This window comes from Jeotgalibacillus sp. ET6 (assembly GCF_029667115.1).
Taxonomy (GTDB): Bacteria; Bacillota; Bacilli; order Bacillales; family Jeotgalibacillaceae; genus Jeotgalibacillus.
On record NZ_JARUIU010000002.1, the window covers coordinates 447,928 to 468,565 of the forward strand.

At 38.3% G+C, this 20,638-nt stretch carries 14 protein-coding genes; 13 read left to right on the top strand and 1 reads right to left on the bottom strand.

What is annotated here, in order from left to right:
* The first annotated feature begins 321 nt into the window (after window positions 1–321).
* The 13 genes from P6709_RS07400 to P6709_RS07460 all read left to right on the top strand — a co-directional run bounded on the left by P6709_RS07400 (window position 322) and on the right by P6709_RS07460 (window position 18,926).
* Window positions 322–2,565 carry a cell wall-binding repeat-containing protein gene (locus P6709_RS07400; protein WP_278240258.1) on the top strand — a complete coding sequence of 748 codons (2,244 nt, stop codon included), beginning with the start codon at window positions 322–324 and terminating at the stop codon, window positions 2,563–2,565.
* A gap of 13 nt (window positions 2,566–2,578) precedes the next feature.
* On the top strand, window positions 2,579–3,304 hold the full coding sequence (locus tag P6709_RS07405; protein WP_278240259.1) for a hypothetical protein: 726 nt from the start codon (window positions 2,579–2,581) through the stop codon (window positions 3,302–3,304).
* Between the two features lie 342 nt (window positions 3,305–3,646).
* Window positions 3,647–5,155 carry a murein biosynthesis integral membrane protein MurJ gene (gene murJ / locus P6709_RS07410; protein WP_278240260.1) on the top strand — a complete coding sequence of 503 codons (1,509 nt, stop codon included), beginning with the start codon at window positions 3,647–3,649 and terminating at the stop codon, window positions 5,153–5,155.
* 13 nt (window positions 5,156–5,168) lie between these two features.
* A complete protein-coding gene (locus P6709_RS07415; protein ID WP_278240261.1) occupies window positions 5,169–6,059 on the top strand; it encodes a PIG-L deacetylase family protein in 891 nt (296 codons plus the stop codon).
* Between the two features lie 155 nt (window positions 6,060–6,214).
* The gene (locus P6709_RS07420) at window positions 6,215–7,591 is read left to right on the top strand and encodes an O-antigen ligase family protein (protein WP_278240262.1); all 1,377 of its coding nucleotides are present in this window, start codon (window positions 6,215–6,217) and stop codon (window positions 7,589–7,591) included.
* A gap of 129 nt (window positions 7,592–7,720) precedes the next feature.
* On the top strand, window positions 7,721–8,803 hold the full coding sequence (locus P6709_RS07425) for an acyltransferase (RefSeq protein ID WP_278240263.1): 1,083 nt from the start codon (window positions 7,721–7,723) through the stop codon (window positions 8,801–8,803).
* Window positions 8,804–9,297: 494 nt separating this feature from the next.
* A complete protein-coding gene (locus P6709_RS07430) occupies window positions 9,298–11,706 on the top strand; it encodes a cell wall-binding repeat-containing protein (RefSeq protein ID WP_278240264.1) in 2,409 nt (802 codons plus the stop codon).
* Between the two features lie 132 nt (window positions 11,707–11,838).
* Window positions 11,839–12,879: a GNAT family N-acetyltransferase gene (locus tag P6709_RS07435; RefSeq protein WP_278240265.1), complete on the top strand. Its 1,041-nt coding sequence runs from the start codon at window positions 11,839–11,841 to the stop codon at window positions 12,877–12,879.
* Between the two features lie 96 nt (window positions 12,880–12,975).
* On the top strand, window positions 12,976–14,253 hold the full coding sequence (locus tag P6709_RS07440; RefSeq protein ID WP_278240266.1) for a nucleotide sugar dehydrogenase: 1,278 nt from the start codon (window positions 12,976–12,978) through the stop codon (window positions 14,251–14,253).
* 43 nt (window positions 14,254–14,296) lie between these two features.
* Entirely contained in the window at window positions 14,297–15,031 is a 735-nt protein-coding gene (locus P6709_RS07445) for a WecB/TagA/CpsF family glycosyltransferase (protein ID WP_278240267.1), read from the top strand.
* A gap of 1 nt (window position 15,032) precedes the next feature.
* Complete coding sequence (locus tag P6709_RS07450; protein ID WP_278240268.1) at window positions 15,033–16,133, top strand: glycosyltransferase family 4 protein; 1,101 nt, start codon at window positions 15,033–15,035, stop codon at window positions 16,131–16,133.
* Window positions 16,134–16,294: 161 nt separating this feature from the next.
* A complete protein-coding gene (locus P6709_RS07455; protein WP_278240269.1) occupies window positions 16,295–17,338 on the top strand; it encodes a glycosyltransferase family 4 protein in 1,044 nt (347 codons plus the stop codon).
* A gap of 199 nt (window positions 17,339–17,537) precedes the next feature.
* Window positions 17,538–18,926 carry a cell wall-binding repeat-containing protein gene (locus P6709_RS07460; RefSeq protein WP_278240270.1) on the top strand — a complete coding sequence of 463 codons (1,389 nt, stop codon included), beginning with the start codon at window positions 17,538–17,540 and terminating at the stop codon, window positions 18,924–18,926.
* Window positions 18,927–19,456: 530 nt separating this feature from the next.
* Here the strand turns inward: P6709_RS07460 and P6709_RS07465 are convergent.
* Entirely contained in the window at window positions 19,457–20,527 is a 1,071-nt protein-coding gene (locus P6709_RS07465; RefSeq protein WP_278240271.1) for an LCP family protein, read from the bottom strand.
* Window positions 20,528–20,638: the final 111 nt, after the last annotated feature.

Genomic DNA, 20,638 nt, shown 5'->3' on the forward strand with positions numbered 1-20,638 from the left:
AATCTAGTACTAGTTTAAGTCAGCGGAGTAAAGTGGAGGAATCGTCCACTTGCGAAGTGAAGTGGACCGGTCAAGGAACCTGAGACACATTGTCTCAGGTTCTTTTTTGATTGTAAAAATGAATATTAATATAACTTTTGATAAATATTTTGTAAGTCCACCCGATAGTACTTATATATACCTTTATAGGCGTACATTGCATTTTATTCTGAAAATCCTAATAGGCTTAAAAGAACTAAAATACTAAATAGGATTTTAGACGGATAAATCTGCTCTCTGTATTGAATATAATGGTATATGAAGTAAATTTAGGAGGATGTTATGCATAAAATTAAGGTGTTTTTTCTTTCTTTGATTCTCTTTTTTTCGTTTTCACTTGTATCAGAAGCAGAGTCAAACAAGAACTTAGTTGTTATTGATCCAGGTCACGGTGGTATATATTCAGGCACGTTGGGCTATTCAGGAGCGTCAACCGGCTACCATGAAAAGCATGCCAATTTAGAGGTATCTTTGAAGCTTAGAGATGAACTGAAAAAGCGCGGGTACGAAGTGTTGATGACAAGAGAAACAGACAAGCATTTTGCTTCCCCCAACAGTGCTGATTTAAGAGCACGAATGAATGTTGCCAATAACTACGCAAAAGGCAGAAACGACAATGCCGTATTTATTTCTGTACACCATAATGCAACTGGAACACCAAGCTACAGAGGATATGAAACCTATTATTTTGATATCAATCAGGGGATTGACCCTAATTATCCTCCAGATCCTATGCAAATTAAATACTCTCCGGAAAGTAAAAAGGTAGCTGCCTCTATCCATAACGGTGTACTTTCAAGTGCTCCGCTTCCTGAGGGACGAGGAATGGTCCCTATGGATTTTTATGTAACGAGAAATGCCCAGATGCCTTCAGTGCTGGTTGAGGTAGGATATATGTCGAATCCTACCGAAGAAAGACAAATAAAAGACCCTGCCATCCAGTCAAAGGTTTCAACTGGAATTGCAAATGGTTTGGACGAGTACTTTGATAACTATGATTACTACGAAGTCTACGATCAAAATGATAAACTGCTATACAAGCATGCTTCAAAGGAAAATGCTCTAAACTGGGCAAGCTCAAGAAAAAATGTAAAAGTGATTTATAACAAAACAAATGAAGAAATTTTTTCGAATATTTTCTACGGATATGCTGTATTTCATTCTTCTCAAGTATCGTTTAAGCATTATTTTGTGAGTGAGAGCAAAGCGGTAGAGTTCGCGAAGAAATGGAGAAATACCAGAGTAGTAGATAATGTAAAAAGGGAAATTGTGTGGTCAAATTACATAACTCCCAATTATCATATTGTGCACGCACAACAAGGAGTGTTAGAGGAAAAATTTGATGCCCAATCAGCTTCTGAAAGAGCTCAGCGCTGGAGAAACACAAGCGTTCTTGATGTGAAGTCCAATACAATTATCTGGTCTAACTATTTAACAAAGAAATATGAAGTGCACCACACTTCAAAAGGATTATTAAAAGCATTCTACAGCGAAAAAGATGCAAAAGAATATTCTAAGATATGGAAGAATACCACTGTCAAAAATAAATCAAACGGCAGTATTTTATTTAGTAACCTTGATTCTTCCTACTCTCATCGTTTTGTAGCTAATGAAGTTTCTGCAAAAGATCGTATGCTGACTGCGATTGAAGTGTCTAAAGAACTATACCCTAATGGCTTCAGCTCAAACAAAAAGCAAAAAACAGTGGTTTTAGCAACAGCCTTTGAATTTGCTGATGCCCTTTCAGCGGGACCTTATGCAGCGCAGCTGGATAATGCGCCTATTCTTTTAACCCGCTCACAATCAATGTCAGATCAATTGAAAAATGAGCTTAAAAGGCTGAAACCAAACAAAGTCGTTATTGTCGGTGGTACGTACCCTGTATCGGAAAATGTATCAAAAGAGTTGAAATCAATGGGATATGCTGTTGAGAGGGTATCCGGAAGCGATCGAATTGAAACAAATCTTAATATTAACGCAAAATTAACCAATGTTAAGAATGCTATTGTTGTTTCGAGTCAAAATTTTCCTGATGCACTTGGCGCGACACCGGTAGCTGTTAACACCAATTCTTCTATTGTATTAGTGAATACAGAGAATTCACTTACACCTTCAGCTGTTGATTATCTGCAAAAGAAGACTGTATCGATTGTCGGAGGAACAGGAGTTGTTACTGCCAAGACTGAAGATACATTAGTTCAGGAATTAGGCGGGGATCGTGTGATACGACTATCAGGTAAGAATCGTTATGATACATTGACAGCTGTACTCGATCATTACCATTCTGATATGCATTCCAACACTGTGCTCGTTTCCACGGGATCAAATTTCCCGGATGCATTAACTGCTTCATCTTTATCTAAGAAATATTCAGCACCTTTAGTATTGGTCAACGATCATTTGCCTGCGTCATTAGATGAATTTGTTACAAGCTACGGAAATGAAAATGTAGTAGAACGAGTAATCTCAGTTGGTGGCGTAGTTAAAACACAGCCCCTGAACCGGATCATTCAGCTAACGAAATAAGGGAGTGTAAAGAATGAAGAATAATTTTTTTATTGTTAGTTTAATCGCCTTGCTGCTTGCTGGCTGCGGTACAGGATCTCTGCCTCAAAGCAATGGCAATGAAGGAGCAAATGAAGAATCCTCAGTAAATGAAAATTCAGATCAAAATACTGAGACAAATGAGCAGGAAGAAGCGGAAGAAGAAACAGCGGAAGTAAATGAAGAATCTGTAAAACGATCAGATGAAGGATTCAACCGCTACCGTTCTCCAGAAAATGCCGTAAAAACTTTCAGCCAGGATGAGTTTACAATCACCCATGAAGTGGTTGATCAAAATCAGGAATTTGTTCAAGAAGAAGTAAAGTTTGGGGATGTTGTCACTCAAACAATCTATCAATGGGATGAAGAAGGTTTTTCAGTCGTCTATAGCGAAGAAAACCCTGAGAATCAGGACAGCCTAATTGAGGAATTTCAACCTGTAGAGTCACCAAAAGAAGTCATGACTCTTTCACCATCAGCAAGCAGTGAGCAAGGAGAATGGAGCGTTGTTTCAACATCAGAAGAAGTAACGGTTCCTTATGGCAGTTTTTCAGAAGTTGTTCAAATCAAAATGGTAATATCTTCTGAAACGTCTGGAAGAGAAACAGAAACTGTTCGTTATTATGCTCCGGAAATTGGGTTGATAAAAGAGGTAATTGAAGTAAAAGGAGAGAACGGTTATACCGTATCCACTGAACTTAAGGAAGTATCAGGCCTTTAAAAAGAATAGCTAATTCTGTAGCTCCATTGAGGAGAATGTCTCCTGTGATACATTAAGAGCAGTTCCAGGATTACACGAATAGTCTAAAATTAAATGCAGAATGTCCTCATGAAGTACTATCATGAAGGCATTCTTTTTTTTATCATTGGTTTTTCTAATTAAGAGGAGTAAAGGTGCACTTTTAGCGTTAAAAACAGTGACAGACTTATATGGAGTATACTATTTCCGATAATTGTCATCTAACTGAAACAAATAAGTGAAAAACTGTTTTGGATTTTATCCAATTGTTTGATATAACTAGATGAGTAGAATTATTTTGAGGAATTGAAAGAGGGTTTAACGTTGAGATCAAAATTAGGATTAGCTAGTCTTCTTTTTATCATTGCTTCATTATTCTTAAAAGTATCGGGATTGTTGAGAGATATGACGGTTGCCTTTTATTTCGGGGACAGCTTTGCTGCGGGAGCATACTTTGCTGCTTTTACGATTCCGAATATGGTCATACTCTTTTTAAATACTGGAATGAAAAATGCACTGGTTCCAACCTATATTAGTGCTCTTGAGAAAGAAAATGGAACGTATCATCTCTCTCAAGTAATGAAGGGGACACTAATTGTCAGTTTTGTGTTTTCCCTGCTTGGCGCTGTGCTGGCTCCGTTCTATATTCCTTTGCTCTATCCAAACTTCAGCTCGGATGCTACAGAAATCTCAATTCTAGTTGCGATCATTTTCTTTGCTTCCATCGTAGCCGTGGGCATGAATTCTGTACTTGAAGCATTCTTTGATGCAAATAATCGTTTTGCCATTTCAGTTGTTTCTCAAATTGTTGTGATCTTGTCATCGATCTTAAGTGCTGTTCTTTTTGCAGATCAAATAGGCATCTATTCGCTGGCGATCGGATATGCGGCAGGAACCGTACTATCTTTGCTGTTAAAAACATTATTTTTTATTGATAAAGGGACGTACACACTTAAAGGAAAGTTTGATTGGCTGGAGATCAAATCATTTTATATTGTTTTTATACCAGTAGCATTTACAGTGATGATCGGCCAAATCAATTTAACCGTTGATTACATTTTTGCAGGGCGGTTCGAAGAAAGTGTGATAACGTATATTAATAATGCGAAGAATCTGGTTCATTTCCCTCAGGCAATCATTGGAGTAACCATTGGGACCATCATCTTTCCACTTCTTTCAAAAGCACAATCTACAAATAACAAAGAACTGTTTAAAACGGGTATCCAAAGAGGGCTCTCTGCTATGTCTTTGATCCTGCTGCCCGCCGTAGCAGGAATGATGTGGCTGATGCCAAATATCATTGAGCTTGTTTATTTAAGAGGTGAATTTAGTGAAGCTGCCGCTGCGGCTACTACGGCAGTTGCTTATTTTTATGTAGGATCAGTTTTATTTTTCAGCCTTCAAACCGTTTTAAATAAAGGGTTTTATGCAATGCAAAAAGGTCATGTTATTTTAAAAATCGGGGCAATTTCCATTTTGCTTAATATCGTATTAAACTACATCCTTACAGAAACTATGAATAGTTATAATGGAATACCGCTGGCTTCTTCATTAATGGCATTTATTTATTTTGTTGTGAGCTACTTTATATTTACGAATTTAATCGGCAGATCCGGTCAACGAAAAATGCTGGCTGATTTGATTAAAATCATAATCGCAGTTGCTATAATGATAGGAGTACTGAGCCTTTTACGCATGAGCGTTTCAACGCTTCCTAATATAGCAGAGATTATGCTTTCAGCAGTGGTCGGAGCTCTTGTTTACTTAGGTGCGGTTTTCTTGCTAAAGGTCTCAACCTTCACGTTTTTAATTTCAGCTATTCGAAAAAGATAAAAGGAGCTTTTTAATGAATCTAAAGAAATTGGTCATGAACGTAAGTGAACCTATTATAAATCCTTTAACAAAATTGGTTTTGAAAAAACATTATCAAGGTAATAGAGAGTGTACTCCTCTTGAAAACTCCAGGAAGGTTTTAGTTCTTGCCCCTCATATGGATGATGAGACGATCGGGCTTGGGGGAACTCTTCATGAATATAAAAAGTTTAATACTGAAGTTCACTGTGTTTTTATAACAGATGGTGCCAGCAGCAATGGCTCTATTGAAAAGAGCAAAGTTTCACAGATAAGAAAAAACGAAATTGATCAGGTAAAAGATATGTTAGGGATTCATTCGATCTATTATCTGGATGTGCCGGATGGTGAAGTGAAGGATAATCGTAAGGCAGAGAATGAATTGCTGGAATTAGTGGGCAGCATACAGCCTGAAGTCATTTACACGACAGGCAATGTAGATGCCCATCCAGATCATGTGGCCACAGCAAAGCTGCTTTCTGATGTGCTGAAGCTTTCCACTCAAGAGCCTATGATTAGACAATACGAAATAAATTGCCCTGTACCCCCTGAAGAAATCAATTGTATTATTGATATAACAGATTCTTATGGGATAAAAAAGAAAGCAACAGAGGTTTTTACTTCTCAAGCAATCGCATTTGATGGATTTCTTGTACTTGCAAGTGTAAAAGCGAATCTTTTAAACGATAAAAATGTTCAGTATGTGGAGACGTTTATTCAGTCTACAAAGGAAGATTTTATCGAACAGAGTGATATACTCAGTTCAAAAGCTGAAACGTATCCCATTCTCTTTAAGCAAGCAAATCGCACGGTGACTTTGCTTTGGGCAGTATACAAAAATTTAGATAAAAAGAAGAATCTGTATAAATTAAGAAAATCAAATTAAAGTCTTATCGTCAGTACGTAATGTTTGTAACATATTATTAAACATTATGCTATGTTTTTATTGTCTAATTTATAGTAGTATAGTGGAGGTTTAAGCTTTAGGTTTTTTCCTTAAGACATCTTTAGAATTTATCACTTATAGATTGGAATGAAATTATGCTACACGCTCTGAAGACTAATAACAAGCTGGTATTATTCTTTTTCTACTTTATTGCTTTACAGCCAGTTATTGATATATTGACGACTTTCAGTATTGTTCAATTAAATACGAGTGCCACTGTAGGGGTTTTTGTCAGAATTATTTACATGGCTATTTGTGCGTTGTTCTTGCTGCTTCATTGGAAAAGCAGCTCCTTCGCTAAGCTTGCCAGCATCTACTTGCTCGCTTGGGGAGTATTTATACTGGCCCATTTAGGCGTAAACTATATGTCTAAGCCCAATTTTTATTTTATGGAAGAAGTAAAGTTTTTAATTAAACTGACTTATTTTAATGTTGTTTTATTAAACTTTGCCTTCTTATTTGCGTATTTCTCTGAGAAAAAAGAGCTTGGTAAAAAATTCTTTACTAATGTTATGATCAGTTCCCTCATTATCGGGCTTGTGATGCTCATTTCAATCCTGACCAATACAAGTCAAATGAGTTATTCATGGACTAAAGTCGGCTATACGGGATGGTTTTTTGCTGGAAATGAACTTGGTGCAATTTTAGCTGTAATCCTGCCGATTCTTCTTTACTTTGCTATAGTCAAAACAACCCGTTTTAAAGATGCTTATATGTGGATTCCTGTCATTCTTGCGGGATACTCTTTATTAATGATTGGCACTAAGGTAGGTTTCGGAGCGGTAGCCATCACTCTGGCTATTGGATTTGCAAGTATTCTTATTGCTCTTTTCAAGAAAAGAGAAAACCTTGGAAATCTTAAAATAAGTGCAGCGTTTACGCTGGCCCTCTTGCTCGTTTTAGGTGCTGTTACGCCTATCGTGCCAGTGTTCCAGAATACGTATGCTCATATCGAATTGCTTGAAAACCAGGAGCAGGAAGAAGAAGAAGAGCCGGATGATTCGGAAGAAGCGGCAGATCCGGAAGCGGAAGAGGAAGAACCAAGCCGTGTCAGCAGTTTAATGTATAGCAGCCGTGATCGCTTCTTATATCAGTACAATCTGTATTATGATCAAGCTCCTATTGAACAAAAAATTGTTGGAATGGGGTATGGAGGCAATTTTGAAGAAGCTCCAAAGATGATTGAAATGGACTATTCAGATGTCTTTTATTCAACTGGACTTATTGGAACAATCCTTTATTTCCTGCCTCTCCTTTATTTTGCAGTATCTGTTCTAAATAAATTGAAAAGAAACATCTTGATGGTCTTTCAGCCATTGTATGCATTACTAATTTCAAGTATAGTTCTAGGACTGGGTATTGCTCATTTTGCAGGGCATGTATTCACAGCTCCTGCTGTCAGCATCTATCTGGCTTTAGTGATCGCATACTTTCATCATTATGTGTCTAAAGACTCGAGAGTGAACATGTAACAAAAAACCAGTGTGCCTGCGGAAAAGCAGGTACACTGGTTTTACTGTTTAAGATAGCATTTAGCATAATAAGGGTGATTATGAAATTAAAGTCTAGCTGTTTTCTATTGTGATTTGAGAGGAGAACATATGAGAAAAGAAAGAATTGAATCACTTAAATTTATGCGTGTAGTCGCGATGAATCTGGTCGTTTTAATTCATGTGACAGCAGTGGCGAGTACGAATGTTCCTGTTGATCACTTTTTATATGACTTTTATCTGATGCTTAATCGATTTACTCGATTTGAAGGCTCTGTGTTTGTCTTTTTAAGTGGATTGGTGCTGTTTTATAACTATGAAGATCGCCCGTTTACGTTAAAAACGTGGCTCTCCTTTTATCGAAAAAGATTTTTATTTATATTGGGTCCTTATATTTTTTGGTCATTGTTTTACGAAGCATTTGCTTATTTTATGGGGATAAGACCTTACGAGGGTGTAACTGCTATCCTGCAGAATCTACTTAATGGAACGTCTTATTACCAGCTTTATTTTATAATGATCCTCGTTCAGCTGTTTTTCTTTATGCCTTTGTTTGTATTCTTCATCAAAAAATCGGCATTTATGTATAAATACTTATTTATTGTAGGGTTTGTTATTGAACTAATCTATACACAGCTTAATAACCATTATGACTGGATCTCCTATCCATTCTTTATGGTGTACATCGGCAGTTTCTTCTTTGGAGGGTGGATTGGTATTCATTATCAGCGTGTAAACGATATGCTATCTAAGAAAGCGCTGGCTGCCTTATCTATATTGACAATTATCCTTGGACTCTTATATACCTATGATTTCTTTTATCGTTATACTTTGCAGGATCCGCTATTAAATTACTACGTATTTCAATTAGTTACGCCACTTTACTTCCTGATGGCCTGCTTTTTACTTTTTAAAATTGGAATATGGGTTGAGCGATCCGCCCATCCAAGTGTATTGGCAGTTATAGAAAGGTTGAGAATATACTCCTTTGGATTTTATTTAGTCCATCCCTTTATTCTGGTTATATGGGGAAGAATTCTTGAACCTGAAACATGGCTTCAATTCAATCTCTTTATCTTTATTCGCCTTATCCTGGTGCTTGGTTCAACGTATCTATTTATACGTGCCCTTCACCTGATGTTTCCTAAGGCTTGGTTTTTATTCGGAAATCTTCCAGACCCTAAGAAACAATAAACTTAACTTATGCAGCACAGTAGGCAGGCAAGTACCCAAAAACGTTAGTTATTTTTTTAGTATTTTCTCCTTCAGGGTACCACTTTAAGTTGAGCCTTTCCAAGGTATTCCGTTAAAAGATTCAGTTAAGACTCTATAGAAAGCATCTGCCTGAAATGCAGTGAACCGGTCAAAGAGAGGCTGGGACAAAAATCAAAAAATTAAAAGAATTAAAGAAGCATTAAATAAGAGTAAGAGGAGAGCGCAGCGCCGTCCCTGCGGAAAGCGTCTGCCTGAAGCGCAGCGAACCGGTAAAAGAGGTTGAGACACTTGTCTCGACCTCTTTTTTTTTGTTCAAAAAAAGAATTTTAAAAATAAACTGGTTAAAAAGAACCATTTTAATAATATAATCAATTAGTTATAGATAAATAAATAGAATCAAAGTAAAATTATTCAAGGGGAGTGATTATAATTACTCTCTAAATAGTTCGTAAGATTCATAAGGAGTGTGTCGAATGGTTAAAATGAAGAAGAAATCTATTACTTCCTACATGCTGTCAGGGATAATAGTGCTATTTATTGCTTTTAATCTTACTGAGACTGTCAGCGCCAATGAGAATTCTTTGATTTTTCCAGAAGGGGAAACGGTTTCTGAAATAAATGATTCATTTAAAGCGAAAGTGAATAACGGAATGAATTCTACGATCTCTATTTCCAGTCACGATCAATCATTCTATGAAAAAGCAATCGATTTTGGGAGAATTGAAGCCCTCTATGCAACTGAAATGAAAGATAAGCAGTATTTTACGCTTGTTGCCCGGCTTGAGGGATCGGGTACATTAATGAATTTCACAGTCCTTGAAGTAAGTGAAGGGACATTGAAAGAGATTTATACTTCTCCATTTTATGAACGTGCGTCATATGAAATACTGGAAAGCAGCCTAGAAGTCACGTATCCTGTGTTAAATGACAATGGTATCGATCCAACAGAAACAAAGACGGATCAGTATACATACGGGAAAGGGATGGAACAGGGTATTGTAAAGGAACGTTCGGAACATTCAAATTTTTCAATTGACTCGGCCCCTAATGCCTCAACATCTGCCGGCAATCCCTCTCCTTCTGAAATAAATCGTATATTGACAGAAGAAGCAGTGAAGCGAAACATGCCGCCTGAAATCGTAAAAGCCATTGCCTATCAGGAATCAAATTTTCAACAGCACTGGACAACTGTACCTGCTTCTATCAGACAGGGCTGTACACCTGAAAAAGCAACGAACCCTAACTACCTTGCCTGGGACGGTTCTAATGTGAAGCTTGGATATGACTGTATCGGAATTGGCATCATGCAGGTTTCTGATTGGCGTTTTATTTCGGACCAAAAGAAACGAGAAGAATATGTTGACCGCTTAAAGAATGACATTCGCTTTAATATTCAAGAAGGACTTAATATTCTTGAATACAAATGGAAATATGCTACTACGATGCACACAGACGGCAAAACACTTGTACCGGCTGTAAATGACATGGATCGCCGATTTATTGATAACTGGTATTTTGCAGCGTTCGCTTATAATGGAATGCTTTCAAGAAATGACCCGACAGCAAATGGCACCAGACCGTATCAGGAGCGAATTTATGAGCACATCAGCAACCATGGATTAATTGATGTAACTCCTTTTCCTGCTAATCAGCTGAAAACACATGTAATTGGATCATTACTGCGGTTTGAGAAAGATCAGTACGATACAGCCAGACCATTGACGATGTCTAAATCACAGCTAAAGCCTGGTGATAAAGCTTTTATCAACGAAGAAAATGTTCGGTTTAGAAGTCTTGTAAATATTGATTCAACACTATCGTCTCTACCTAAAGGTACACGGGTGACGGTTCTTTCAAACAAACCGGCTTATCCAAATACGGTTTATGGCCAATATACATTTGTACCGGTAAAAACAGATTCCGGACTGGAAGGCTATGTAGCATCGAGTTATTTGACTCCTGCATCTTATTCTCTTTCAGGCGCCTCACGTTATGAAACAGGCGTCAGCATTTCCAACTTCGGATGGGAAAATCAGCGTGTGGATGCCCTTATTTTAGGCCGGGGAGATCTGCCGATTGATTCATTAACAGGCAGTGTACTTGCTGCAAATAAACGATCTCCATTGCTGCTAACGACATCTAATACCATGCATGGAGCGGTTATGGAAGAATTAAAACGTTTAAATCCTAAAACAGTTTATGTCCTGGGCGGCCAGGGAGCGATTTCCCCGAAAGTAGTGGAAGAAATACTTGCTCTGAATATTGAAGTAATAAGAGTGACAGGTGTAAATCGATATGAAACAGCTGTTTCAATTGCGAACACGTTTACTGACTCTGCGGTAAACGAAATATTTTTAGCAACCGGCAATGAGGAATCTCCGGATGCCCTATCCATTGCTGCTTATGCCGGCTCTACATCAACACCAATTTTATTAACATCTTCTCACACATTACGTGATGAGGTTAAAAACTTTATAAGCACAAAAAAGGTTAAAAAAGTAACGATTATTGGTGGAACATACCCTGTGTCTAAAAACGTTGAAAACCAGCTGCGAAGCCTCGGTGTAACAGTTGAGAGAGTCAGCGGGAAAGACCGGTATGATACAAGTGTGGCAATTGCTGATAAATACTTTGGTCAGCAGGGAAGCTTAAATAGCGTATTCTTTGCGCGGGGCGACATTATTGTGGATGCTCTATCTGGATCCGCTCTAGCAGCCAAATACGGTGCTCCTTTGATCTTAACGAAGAATTCATCAGTCCCTGCACCTGTAACAAGCTGGATGAATTCATTGCAAGTTGCTCCAACACTTTTCTACCTGGGTTCAGATAAAGTAATCAAACCGAGTGTCCGAGAAAGCCTTGAACAAACGGTAATCAACTAAATATGACAAAAAAACCGAATGAACGCTTCATTCGGTTTTTTTTGTCATCAAAACATAATATAAACTTCGACACGAATCACCATATGTATATTATAATAATGGGTGATCAACCAAAAAGGTGAGTGTTCATAATTGCTAAGAAATTATCAGGAAAACGATGAAGGCAAAATAAATCAGCTTTTTTATGAGGTATTTAAAACGAATCGAAGTATTGCTGAATGGCAATGGAAATTCTCACATCCAACAAACCATCGATCCTTGATCAGTGTTTATGAAGAGGGTGGGGAAATAATCGGCCACGCAGCTCTATTAATTTTTGAAGGACAAATTGAATCCCGTCCTGTTTTATTTGGAGAGCGGGTAGATGTAATGGTTCATCCCGGGCATCAGGGTAAGGGAATGTATAAGAAAGTTATTCACCACCTGATGCAGCAATGTGAAGAGCATAACATTGATCTGGTTTATGGATACCCTGCTCCTAAAGCAAAAGATTTGTTTATACGTTATATGGATGGCAAGGAAATTACGTATGTGCCCAGACTTTTGAAAGTCCTGTCCCCGGGCAAATTAATCATGAGCCGCTTTGGATTTTTACAGAAAGCATCCTTAATTTTTAACGGGGTAGACAAAGTAATCAGTAATAAGAGAAGAAGTCTGCCGGATGCACTTTCAGTAACCCAAATTGACCATGCAGATATCCGTTTCGATGAAATATGGGAAGAAGGCAGAAAGGATCATTCAATTCTGCTGACAAGAAACGCGTCCTTTATTAATTGGCGCTATATCTCCCATCCTTCACGGGAATATGAGGTATACATTGTCGAAAACCAATCAGCAGCGATTGGGTATATTGTGTTAAAGAAAGAAATTATGGATAAGGGTAATGAAACAATGGAATTAATTCATGTAATTGATTTATTCTTTTCTGATCGTGGGCAAAATAGGAAAGATATGAGCAATGCCCTGCACCATATCACAAAAAGAGCAGACCTGGTTTCTACATGGTCTCTTCCAAACACTGCTCAGGATCAACTGTTTAAAAAATCGGCATTTATCCGGGTAAGCAGTCCAATGCCGCTTGTAGGAAAAACAATGAATAAAGAGCTTGATGATTCATTTATTTATAATTCTGCTAACTGGTATGTTTCCCAGGGAGACGTAGATTCATACTAATTAGCATTATTTGGTTAAAAAGTCGAGTGATGTTTTACAATAAGACATAAACTATGTATAATTTTCAATGATTTAGACGAATGGATAAGGAGTTTTATGATGAAAAAGATATGTGTAATAGGTTTAGGATATATTGGATTGCCGACATCCGTTATGTTTGCAAATAACGGTTTTGAAGTACACGGAGTAGACGTTAATGACTCTGTTATTGACAGTTTGTCAAAAGGGGAGGTTCACATCATTGAACCTGGCCTAAAGGAGTTATTGAATTCCGCTATTGAAAAACAGACATTTACAGTGTCAAAAACACCAACACCAGCCGATATATATATTATTGCTGTTCCATCTCCAATTAATGAAAACAAAACAGCAAATCTTCGCTATGTAGAAGAAGCAACAAAGTCCATTGTACCCGTAGTTGAAAAAGGGAATTTAGTTATTCTGGAGTCCACTGTGCCGCCAAGAACGGTAGAAGACGTAATGATCCCTATTCTAAAAGAAACAGGTCTTGCTATTGGAGACGAACTTTACATCTCCCATTCACCTGAACGTGTCATCCCGGGTAAAGTTTTTACTGAGCTTGTAGAAAATGACCGGATTGTTGGCGGGATTAATTCCGTTTCGTCTGATATGACTGTGGAATTATACGAAACATTCGTGAAAGGAAAAATCCATATTACGGATGCGACAACGGCTGAGCTGGTAAAAGTAATTGAAAACACTTATCGCGATATCAATATCGCATTTGCCAACGAACTGGCTAAAATCAGTGATCAAATTGGCGTTAATGTCTGGGAAGCCATAAACTTTGCAAATTTCCACCCTCGCGTAAATATCCATCTTCCAGGACCTGGAGTAGGTGGTCACTGTATAGCGGTAGATCCTTGGTTCCTCGTTGAAAAGCAGCCGGATCTTGCCAATATTATTCATCTTGCAAGAAATACAAATGATTCAATGCCTTCATATACAGCAGAACGGGCTAAATTAATTCTCGAAAGCAATGGCACACCTGAAGGAAAAGTAGCGGTGCTGGGACTCGCATTTAAAGCGAATATAGATGACATGCGTGAAAGCCCATCTATGGAGGTAATTAAACATCTGAGAAGTCAGGGTGTCCGATTTACAGCATATGATCCTCATGCAAGCAAAATTGAATTTGCAGAACAAACCGGTTCATTTGAAGAAGCGGCAGCTGATGCGGATTTGCTTTTAATCTTGACGGATCACCAGGTATTTAAAGAACTGGATTTAAATGAAGTGAAGAAATTAGTTTCAAGTCCGGTCGTGTTTGATACAAAAAACTGTATTGACCGTATTGAATGGGAACGAAATGAATTTAAAGTCTACAAACTGGGTGATTCTAAAAACAGTTAATGTTTTTCATGGCAGCGAAGATCAAGAGAGGTAGGACAGTTCTATGACTTCAAAAGAAAGTATATTAGGTGTAAAGGTAACTGCTTTGCCCATTGAAACACTATTAAAGGATATTGAAAAGCGAATCCAAAGCAGAGACAAAGGTAGAATCGTTGCGATAAACCCTGAAAAAATTATGATGGCGCAAAAGGACGAGAAACTTGCTGCACTGCTTAACCAATCAGCTTATCAAATCCCTGATGGTGTCGGTGTGTCCATTGCATCAAAATTGCTTAAAGGCTCGATCAGATGGCGCATTACAGGAGTAGGCATGATGGAAAATCTTCTCCAGCTATCCAACGAGAAAAATTACAGGGTCTTTTTCTATGGGGCTAAAGAAGAAACTGTAGTCAAAGCCATTGAAAAAATTAAGGGAAAATATCCTAACCTGCAAGTTGCCGGCTATATTAACGGCTACGAAAAAAATGAAGAAGTGATTGTCAGCAGAATCAATGAGGCAAAGCCTGATATTGTATTTGTTGCCCTGGGAAGTCCTAGACAGGAACGATTTATTGATGGAAACATGCAAAGGATGTCTGCAGCCATTTATCAAGGAGTAGGGGGAAGCTTTGATGTATTCAGCGGCAATGTTAAAAGAGCGCCATACGTATTCAGGAAATTTGGTCTGGAATGGCTGTACCGCCTGCTAAGTCAGCCATCGAGACTTAAACGTCAGCTCGCTCTTCCCCAATTTTTATTACTCGTACTCAAAGAAAAGTTCCAAAAAGGGACGCGGTAATATGAAAATTCTGCATGTAATAAGCGGTGGTGAAACAGGAGGATCTAAAAATCATCTTTTATCCCTTTTTAAGGGTGAGCGTTCTCATGAGATGATGCTTCTTGTTTTCCAAAAAGGCAAGCTTTATGACGAAGCCCTTAAAGAAGGAATAAACGTTGAATTAATGGAGCAAAAAAGCAGGTATGATCTTTCTTTTTTGAAAAAGTTTAGGACCTATATACAGTCAAATCATTTTGACATTGTTCACAGCCATGGAGCCAGAGCCAATCTATTCGTGCGATTAATAAAGAACAGGCTGCATGCTCAATGGGCTGTGACCGTTCATAGTGATCCCGATCTGGATTTTATGCATAATAAAAAAATGAGCACCCTATTTTCAGCTCTAAATAAATGGTCACTGGCTAAAACGGATAAAATTTTTGCTGTTTCTGATCGATTTAAAAGTATGTTGAAAAATTATGGTATTCCTGACAACAAAATTGTGTCCATTTACAATGGCATTTCGTTTGATCGGGAGAAAATAAGGGGAGACAGAACGAACTTATCCTTATCCGAAGATGATTTTACAGCTGCGATTGTTGCCCGTCTTCATCCTGTAAAAGGTCATTCTGTCCTTTTTAAAGCGATAGCTTCCATTAAAGACAAAATAGATCTGACTGTTCTTATTGTAGGTGAAGGCGATTTAAAAAACACATTACTGAATGAAGCCAAAAGCTTAAATATTGAGAAGAATCTTCGCTTTTTGGGATTTAGATCGGATATTGATGAATTATTATCTTTATCAGATGTCTCCTTATTGACTTCAAAAAGTGAAAGCTTTCCGTTAGTTTTGCTTGAATCTGCCCGGGAAGAAACGCCCGTAATTACTACTGATGTAGGCGGAGTGCGCTCATTAATCCCCGACCCTTCCTATGGATGGGTGGTAGCCATTGATGACCATGCGCAGTTGGCAAGTGCATTAATGGAAGCATATAGCTTGAAGAAAAGTGGAGAATTGACTGAAAAAGGAAAAAAACTAAGAAACCATGCAGAAAATAATTTTTCCCTTCGCCATCTGCAGGATTCGCTTTTAAAAGAATATAAAAAAATGTTGAATAAATGAAACTTCTCTGCCCGTTATGCGTCTATATTTAAGGCAGTACAACTAACAGCCAAAGATTTTGTTTTATTTTCTTCTATTGATGGTATAATGTACTATGGATTATGTGATTAGAAAAATTTAACTGAAAAAAGAATGCATATGGGTAGTTAAGGAGGTAAGGCATGTTATATGTAGGTATAGTCATGGCTTTGGTTTTATCGATTATTTTAACTCCATTAGTAAAGAAGTTTGCAATTGCTATTGGCGCTACCGATACCCCGGATGCCAGAAAAGTTCATAAAAAAATCATGCCTCGTATGGGAGGCTTGGCAATATTCTTCAGCTTTATTATTGCTCTTATTGTTACACAGCCTGCTGGTCAATATACATGGCCAATCGTTGTAGGAGCCAGTATCATCATTTTAACTGGAGCACTTGATGACCGCTTTCAGCTTTCTCCAAAGCTCAAAGTATTGGGACAAGTTATTGCTGCTCTCACAGTAATATTGTGGGGAGGAGTACAAGTAGAATTCATTAACCTCCCATTTGGAGGAAGACTGGAATTTGGCTACCTGGCTATTCCACTCACGCTTCTCTGGATTATTGGGATTACAAATGCCATTAATCTGATTGATGGTCTGGATGGACTTGCGGCAGGAGTTTCATCAATCGCCCTAATTACCATTTCCGGAATGGCCATCATCATGGGTGACACGTACGTAGCAATGATTGGAGCTATTTTAGCTGCAAGCACTATCGGATTTTTAGTGTACAATTTTCATCCCGCAAAGATTTTTATGGGAGACACAGGGTCGCTATTCCTGGGCTTTATGATTTCAGTTTTGGCCCTTCTCGGATTTAAGAATATTACAGTGATATCCCTTCTAGTTCCAATTTTAATTTTAGGTGTACCAATTTCTGATACATTCTTTGCAATCATCAGAAGAATTGTGAATAAAAAACCTATTTCTGCACCAGATAAATCACATTTACACCATTGCTTGTTAAATGCTGGTTTTTCTCATAAGGAAACGGTCTTAATTATTTACGGAATTGCCACGATGTTCAGTATGTCGGCGTTCATTTTCTCCCAGTCCACACTGTGGGGGGCGATACTGGTGATTGCTGTCGTTCTGGTGGCAATTGGTTTGATCGTGGAAAGTATTGGTTTATTAGGAAAAGAACAAAAACCATTTTTAAACTTTGTCCGCACGAGAGGAAAGTAAATACAGTTTAAGAGAGTATCATTTTTAACTGGGTAAAAGCCATTGTGGTTTTTATCCAGTTTTTTTGTAAAGATTTTATTTTATTAACATTATATTCTAAAAACATAGAAAAATGTTCGTAACTACTATATAATTTTAGTGTAATCCTATCGTAATCTGTCGATTACACTATACTTTATGAGCGGGGAGAAGTGAAAAAATGAAAAGCAAGTGGGGCCTGGTAACATCATTGGCACTGGCAGGAAGTCTAGTTGTTAGTCAATCAGCTTTTGCAAATGGGGACAGCACGGATCAGGAGAGAGCAGAACCAAGAATGAATAAGATGGAAGCAGGTTCAATGTCAGAAACTGAACCTAATAATTCGGTTGATCAAGCAAATCTGATCGAAGAAAACAGCTTCGTAACTGGGCATCTTCCAGCAGACGACACGGACTACTTTACGTTTGAAGTAACAGGCGATGAAGCAGCATACTTTGTCAGCACTGCATACCCAAACGCTGATACTTCGGACATGGCACTTAAACTAGAACTTTATAATTCGGATAAAGGTGAAGTAGTTCCTGATGAAGAATACGGAGACGACACAGGCTTCTATGATCTTGTGACTGAACTTGAACCTGGAACATACTATCTTAATATTACTGATGAAAACAACTCAGGAGAAGAGGAAGGCTATTTCTTAGAGACTAGCGTATTTACCGACGAGCCTACTATTGATAGACTTTCTGGTAAAGACCGCTATGCAACTGCAGTTGAAATTGCAAAAGCAGGCTGGTTTGAAGGAGACACATCAGAACTTGTTCTTGCAACAGGAACCGATTTCCCTGATGCACTTGCTGCTTCACCACTTGCCTATCATTTGGAAGCTCCTATTCTATTAACAAGAAACAACTCTATTCCAGATGTTGTTGAAGAAGCAATTGAATATTTTGATCCTGATCACATTACAATCGTTGGAGGATCTTATGCTGTTTCTGATGGTGTTCAAAGCTATCTGGAAGATACAATGGGAATTGAAACAACACGTATTTCCGGTAAAGACCGCTATGAAACTGCCGCTTTAATTGCAGACGAATTACCAGGGAAAGAGACTGCTTATGTTGTAAACGGAAGCAACTACCCGGATGCTCTATCTATCGCATCTTATGCTGCATACATGGAGAGCCCAATTTTGCTATCAAGAAAGAATTCTCTTCCATCTCCAACAGCTGATATAGTAGGAGATTACAATGACAGCTGGATTATTGGCGGTAAAGGCGTCGTTTCGACAGATGTATACAGAGAACTTCCTAACCCTAAACGTATCGGCGGTAAAGACCGTTATGAAACTTCTGTACAGGTTGTAAAGCAGTTGAAAATGGATGCAAGCTATGCCAGCCTTGCAACTGGCCAGAACTTCGCGGATGCCCTAACAGGATCTGTACTTTCAGCTCAATTTGGCGAGCCTGTACTTTTAACGAAAAAGAACAGCCTTCCTGCTTCAGTGAAGAACCTATTTACTGACCGTGGTACATTCTATTACACAATTTATGGTGGTACAGGTGTAATTAGTGAGAATGTAGTAGAAGAGCTTAAGTCGATTAATTAAGTTATCGTGATTGTTGAATAGATACCAGTTAGTACCAAAGCTGAATAAGGAAATGAGAACAGAGCCTGAGACAAGTGTGTCTCAGGCTCTGTTCTCTGGTTCACCTTATATGAACGAAATATACGGTCTCAGTTTTGAATTTTTTCGGTTTTGTGATAACTTCTTTTGATTTGTTTACCCATAAGTCTATTAGCTTCAGCCCAATGCTCTCATCAGGTTTACAGCTTAATTTACTTTTATTCACTTTCACTGGAAAGAGAAAAAGGCTGAGACAAAATTGTCTCAGCCTTTTTGACCGGTTCACTGAGCTTCATGCGGACGATTTCCGCAGGGACGGCGCTGAGCCTTTTCAGGGCGTTGCCCTGTAAAGGCTCAGCTTGCCGTCATATCCTGCAGGAGTCACCACCTTCCGCTACGCTCACCTCTTACTATTTATATATACAATCTCGTTTTTTAAACTTTTTCGAGTTTTGTCCCGACCTCTTTAAGAGTAGATTAGGGGGTAAATCTGATATACATTGTTCACCAGTTTACCAATTTGAATTTGATTCTGTTTCGATGTCTTCTTGTTGTGATTCTGGTTCATATGGCTCTTCGTTATTGAAATGGTTAGATGCAAGAAGCGGCATATCTAAATGCTCCCGCAGTTCAGCCTTGATACTTTCTAAATCTTCTTCATAGGGTTCGTAGTAATAGACACCGTTATACATTACGCCTTCTCCTTGAAGAGTTTTCATATCCACATTCAGGTCGGAGTTAGCTGCGTATGCCATAAACGATTTCATATCGTCAAATCGCATATTTGTCTTCATATTGTCACCGATCGCTTCAATTACATTCGCATATTTATTAATGGATCCAATGGAAGTAGTTTTATCCAGTATTGCTTCCATTACCTCAAGCTGACGTCCTCCACGAGCCACATCACTGTCATAGGAACGTGTTCGTGAAAAAGCCAATGCTTCTTCACCGTTTAACACCTGGCGTCCTTCTTTCAATTCAATCGCATCATAGCTATCCTCAGAATCCATTTCTGTCATATCAAAAGGTACATCTACTTCCACACCATTCAACGCCTCTACCACATCCATAAAAGCATAAAAGTTCATTCGAACATAATAATCAACCGGTACTTCCAGCAAGCCCTCCACTGCATTCATTGATGCATTTGGACCACCATAGGCATGAGCGTGGTTTATTTTGTCCTCCTGCTGCGTTTCAGGTATATACGTAAGTGTGTCACGCGGGATGCTTACGAGTTTGACTGTTTTATCTTTATTATTGAGAGTGGCAAGAATCATCGCATCTGTACGGGTATTTCCCCCTTCAAATCCGGCTGATCCTGTTCTTTTTTCACTTTCATCAATGCCCAGGAATAAGATGGAGACATTATCAGTTGCCGGATCCACCATTTCTTCCCGCATGTCGGACTGCGCACGGCCTTCAAGTTCCTGGTATGACCCGTCAGCAGCATTTTTTGCTTTAAAATATAAATATCCGCTATAGCCAATTGCTGAAAAAGCCAATAGCATAATCGGCAGAAGAATCATGATGACACGTTTCTTCAATTTTCTTTTCTTTTTATACGTTTTTCTATCCATTGTGTGTAATGGCTCCTTTGATGGTTAATTTATTGTTTAAACCTAAGGGCAGCGCAATACGTTCTATTATTGTAAGAAACACTACTAGTCAAGAGATTTGCTTTTAACAGC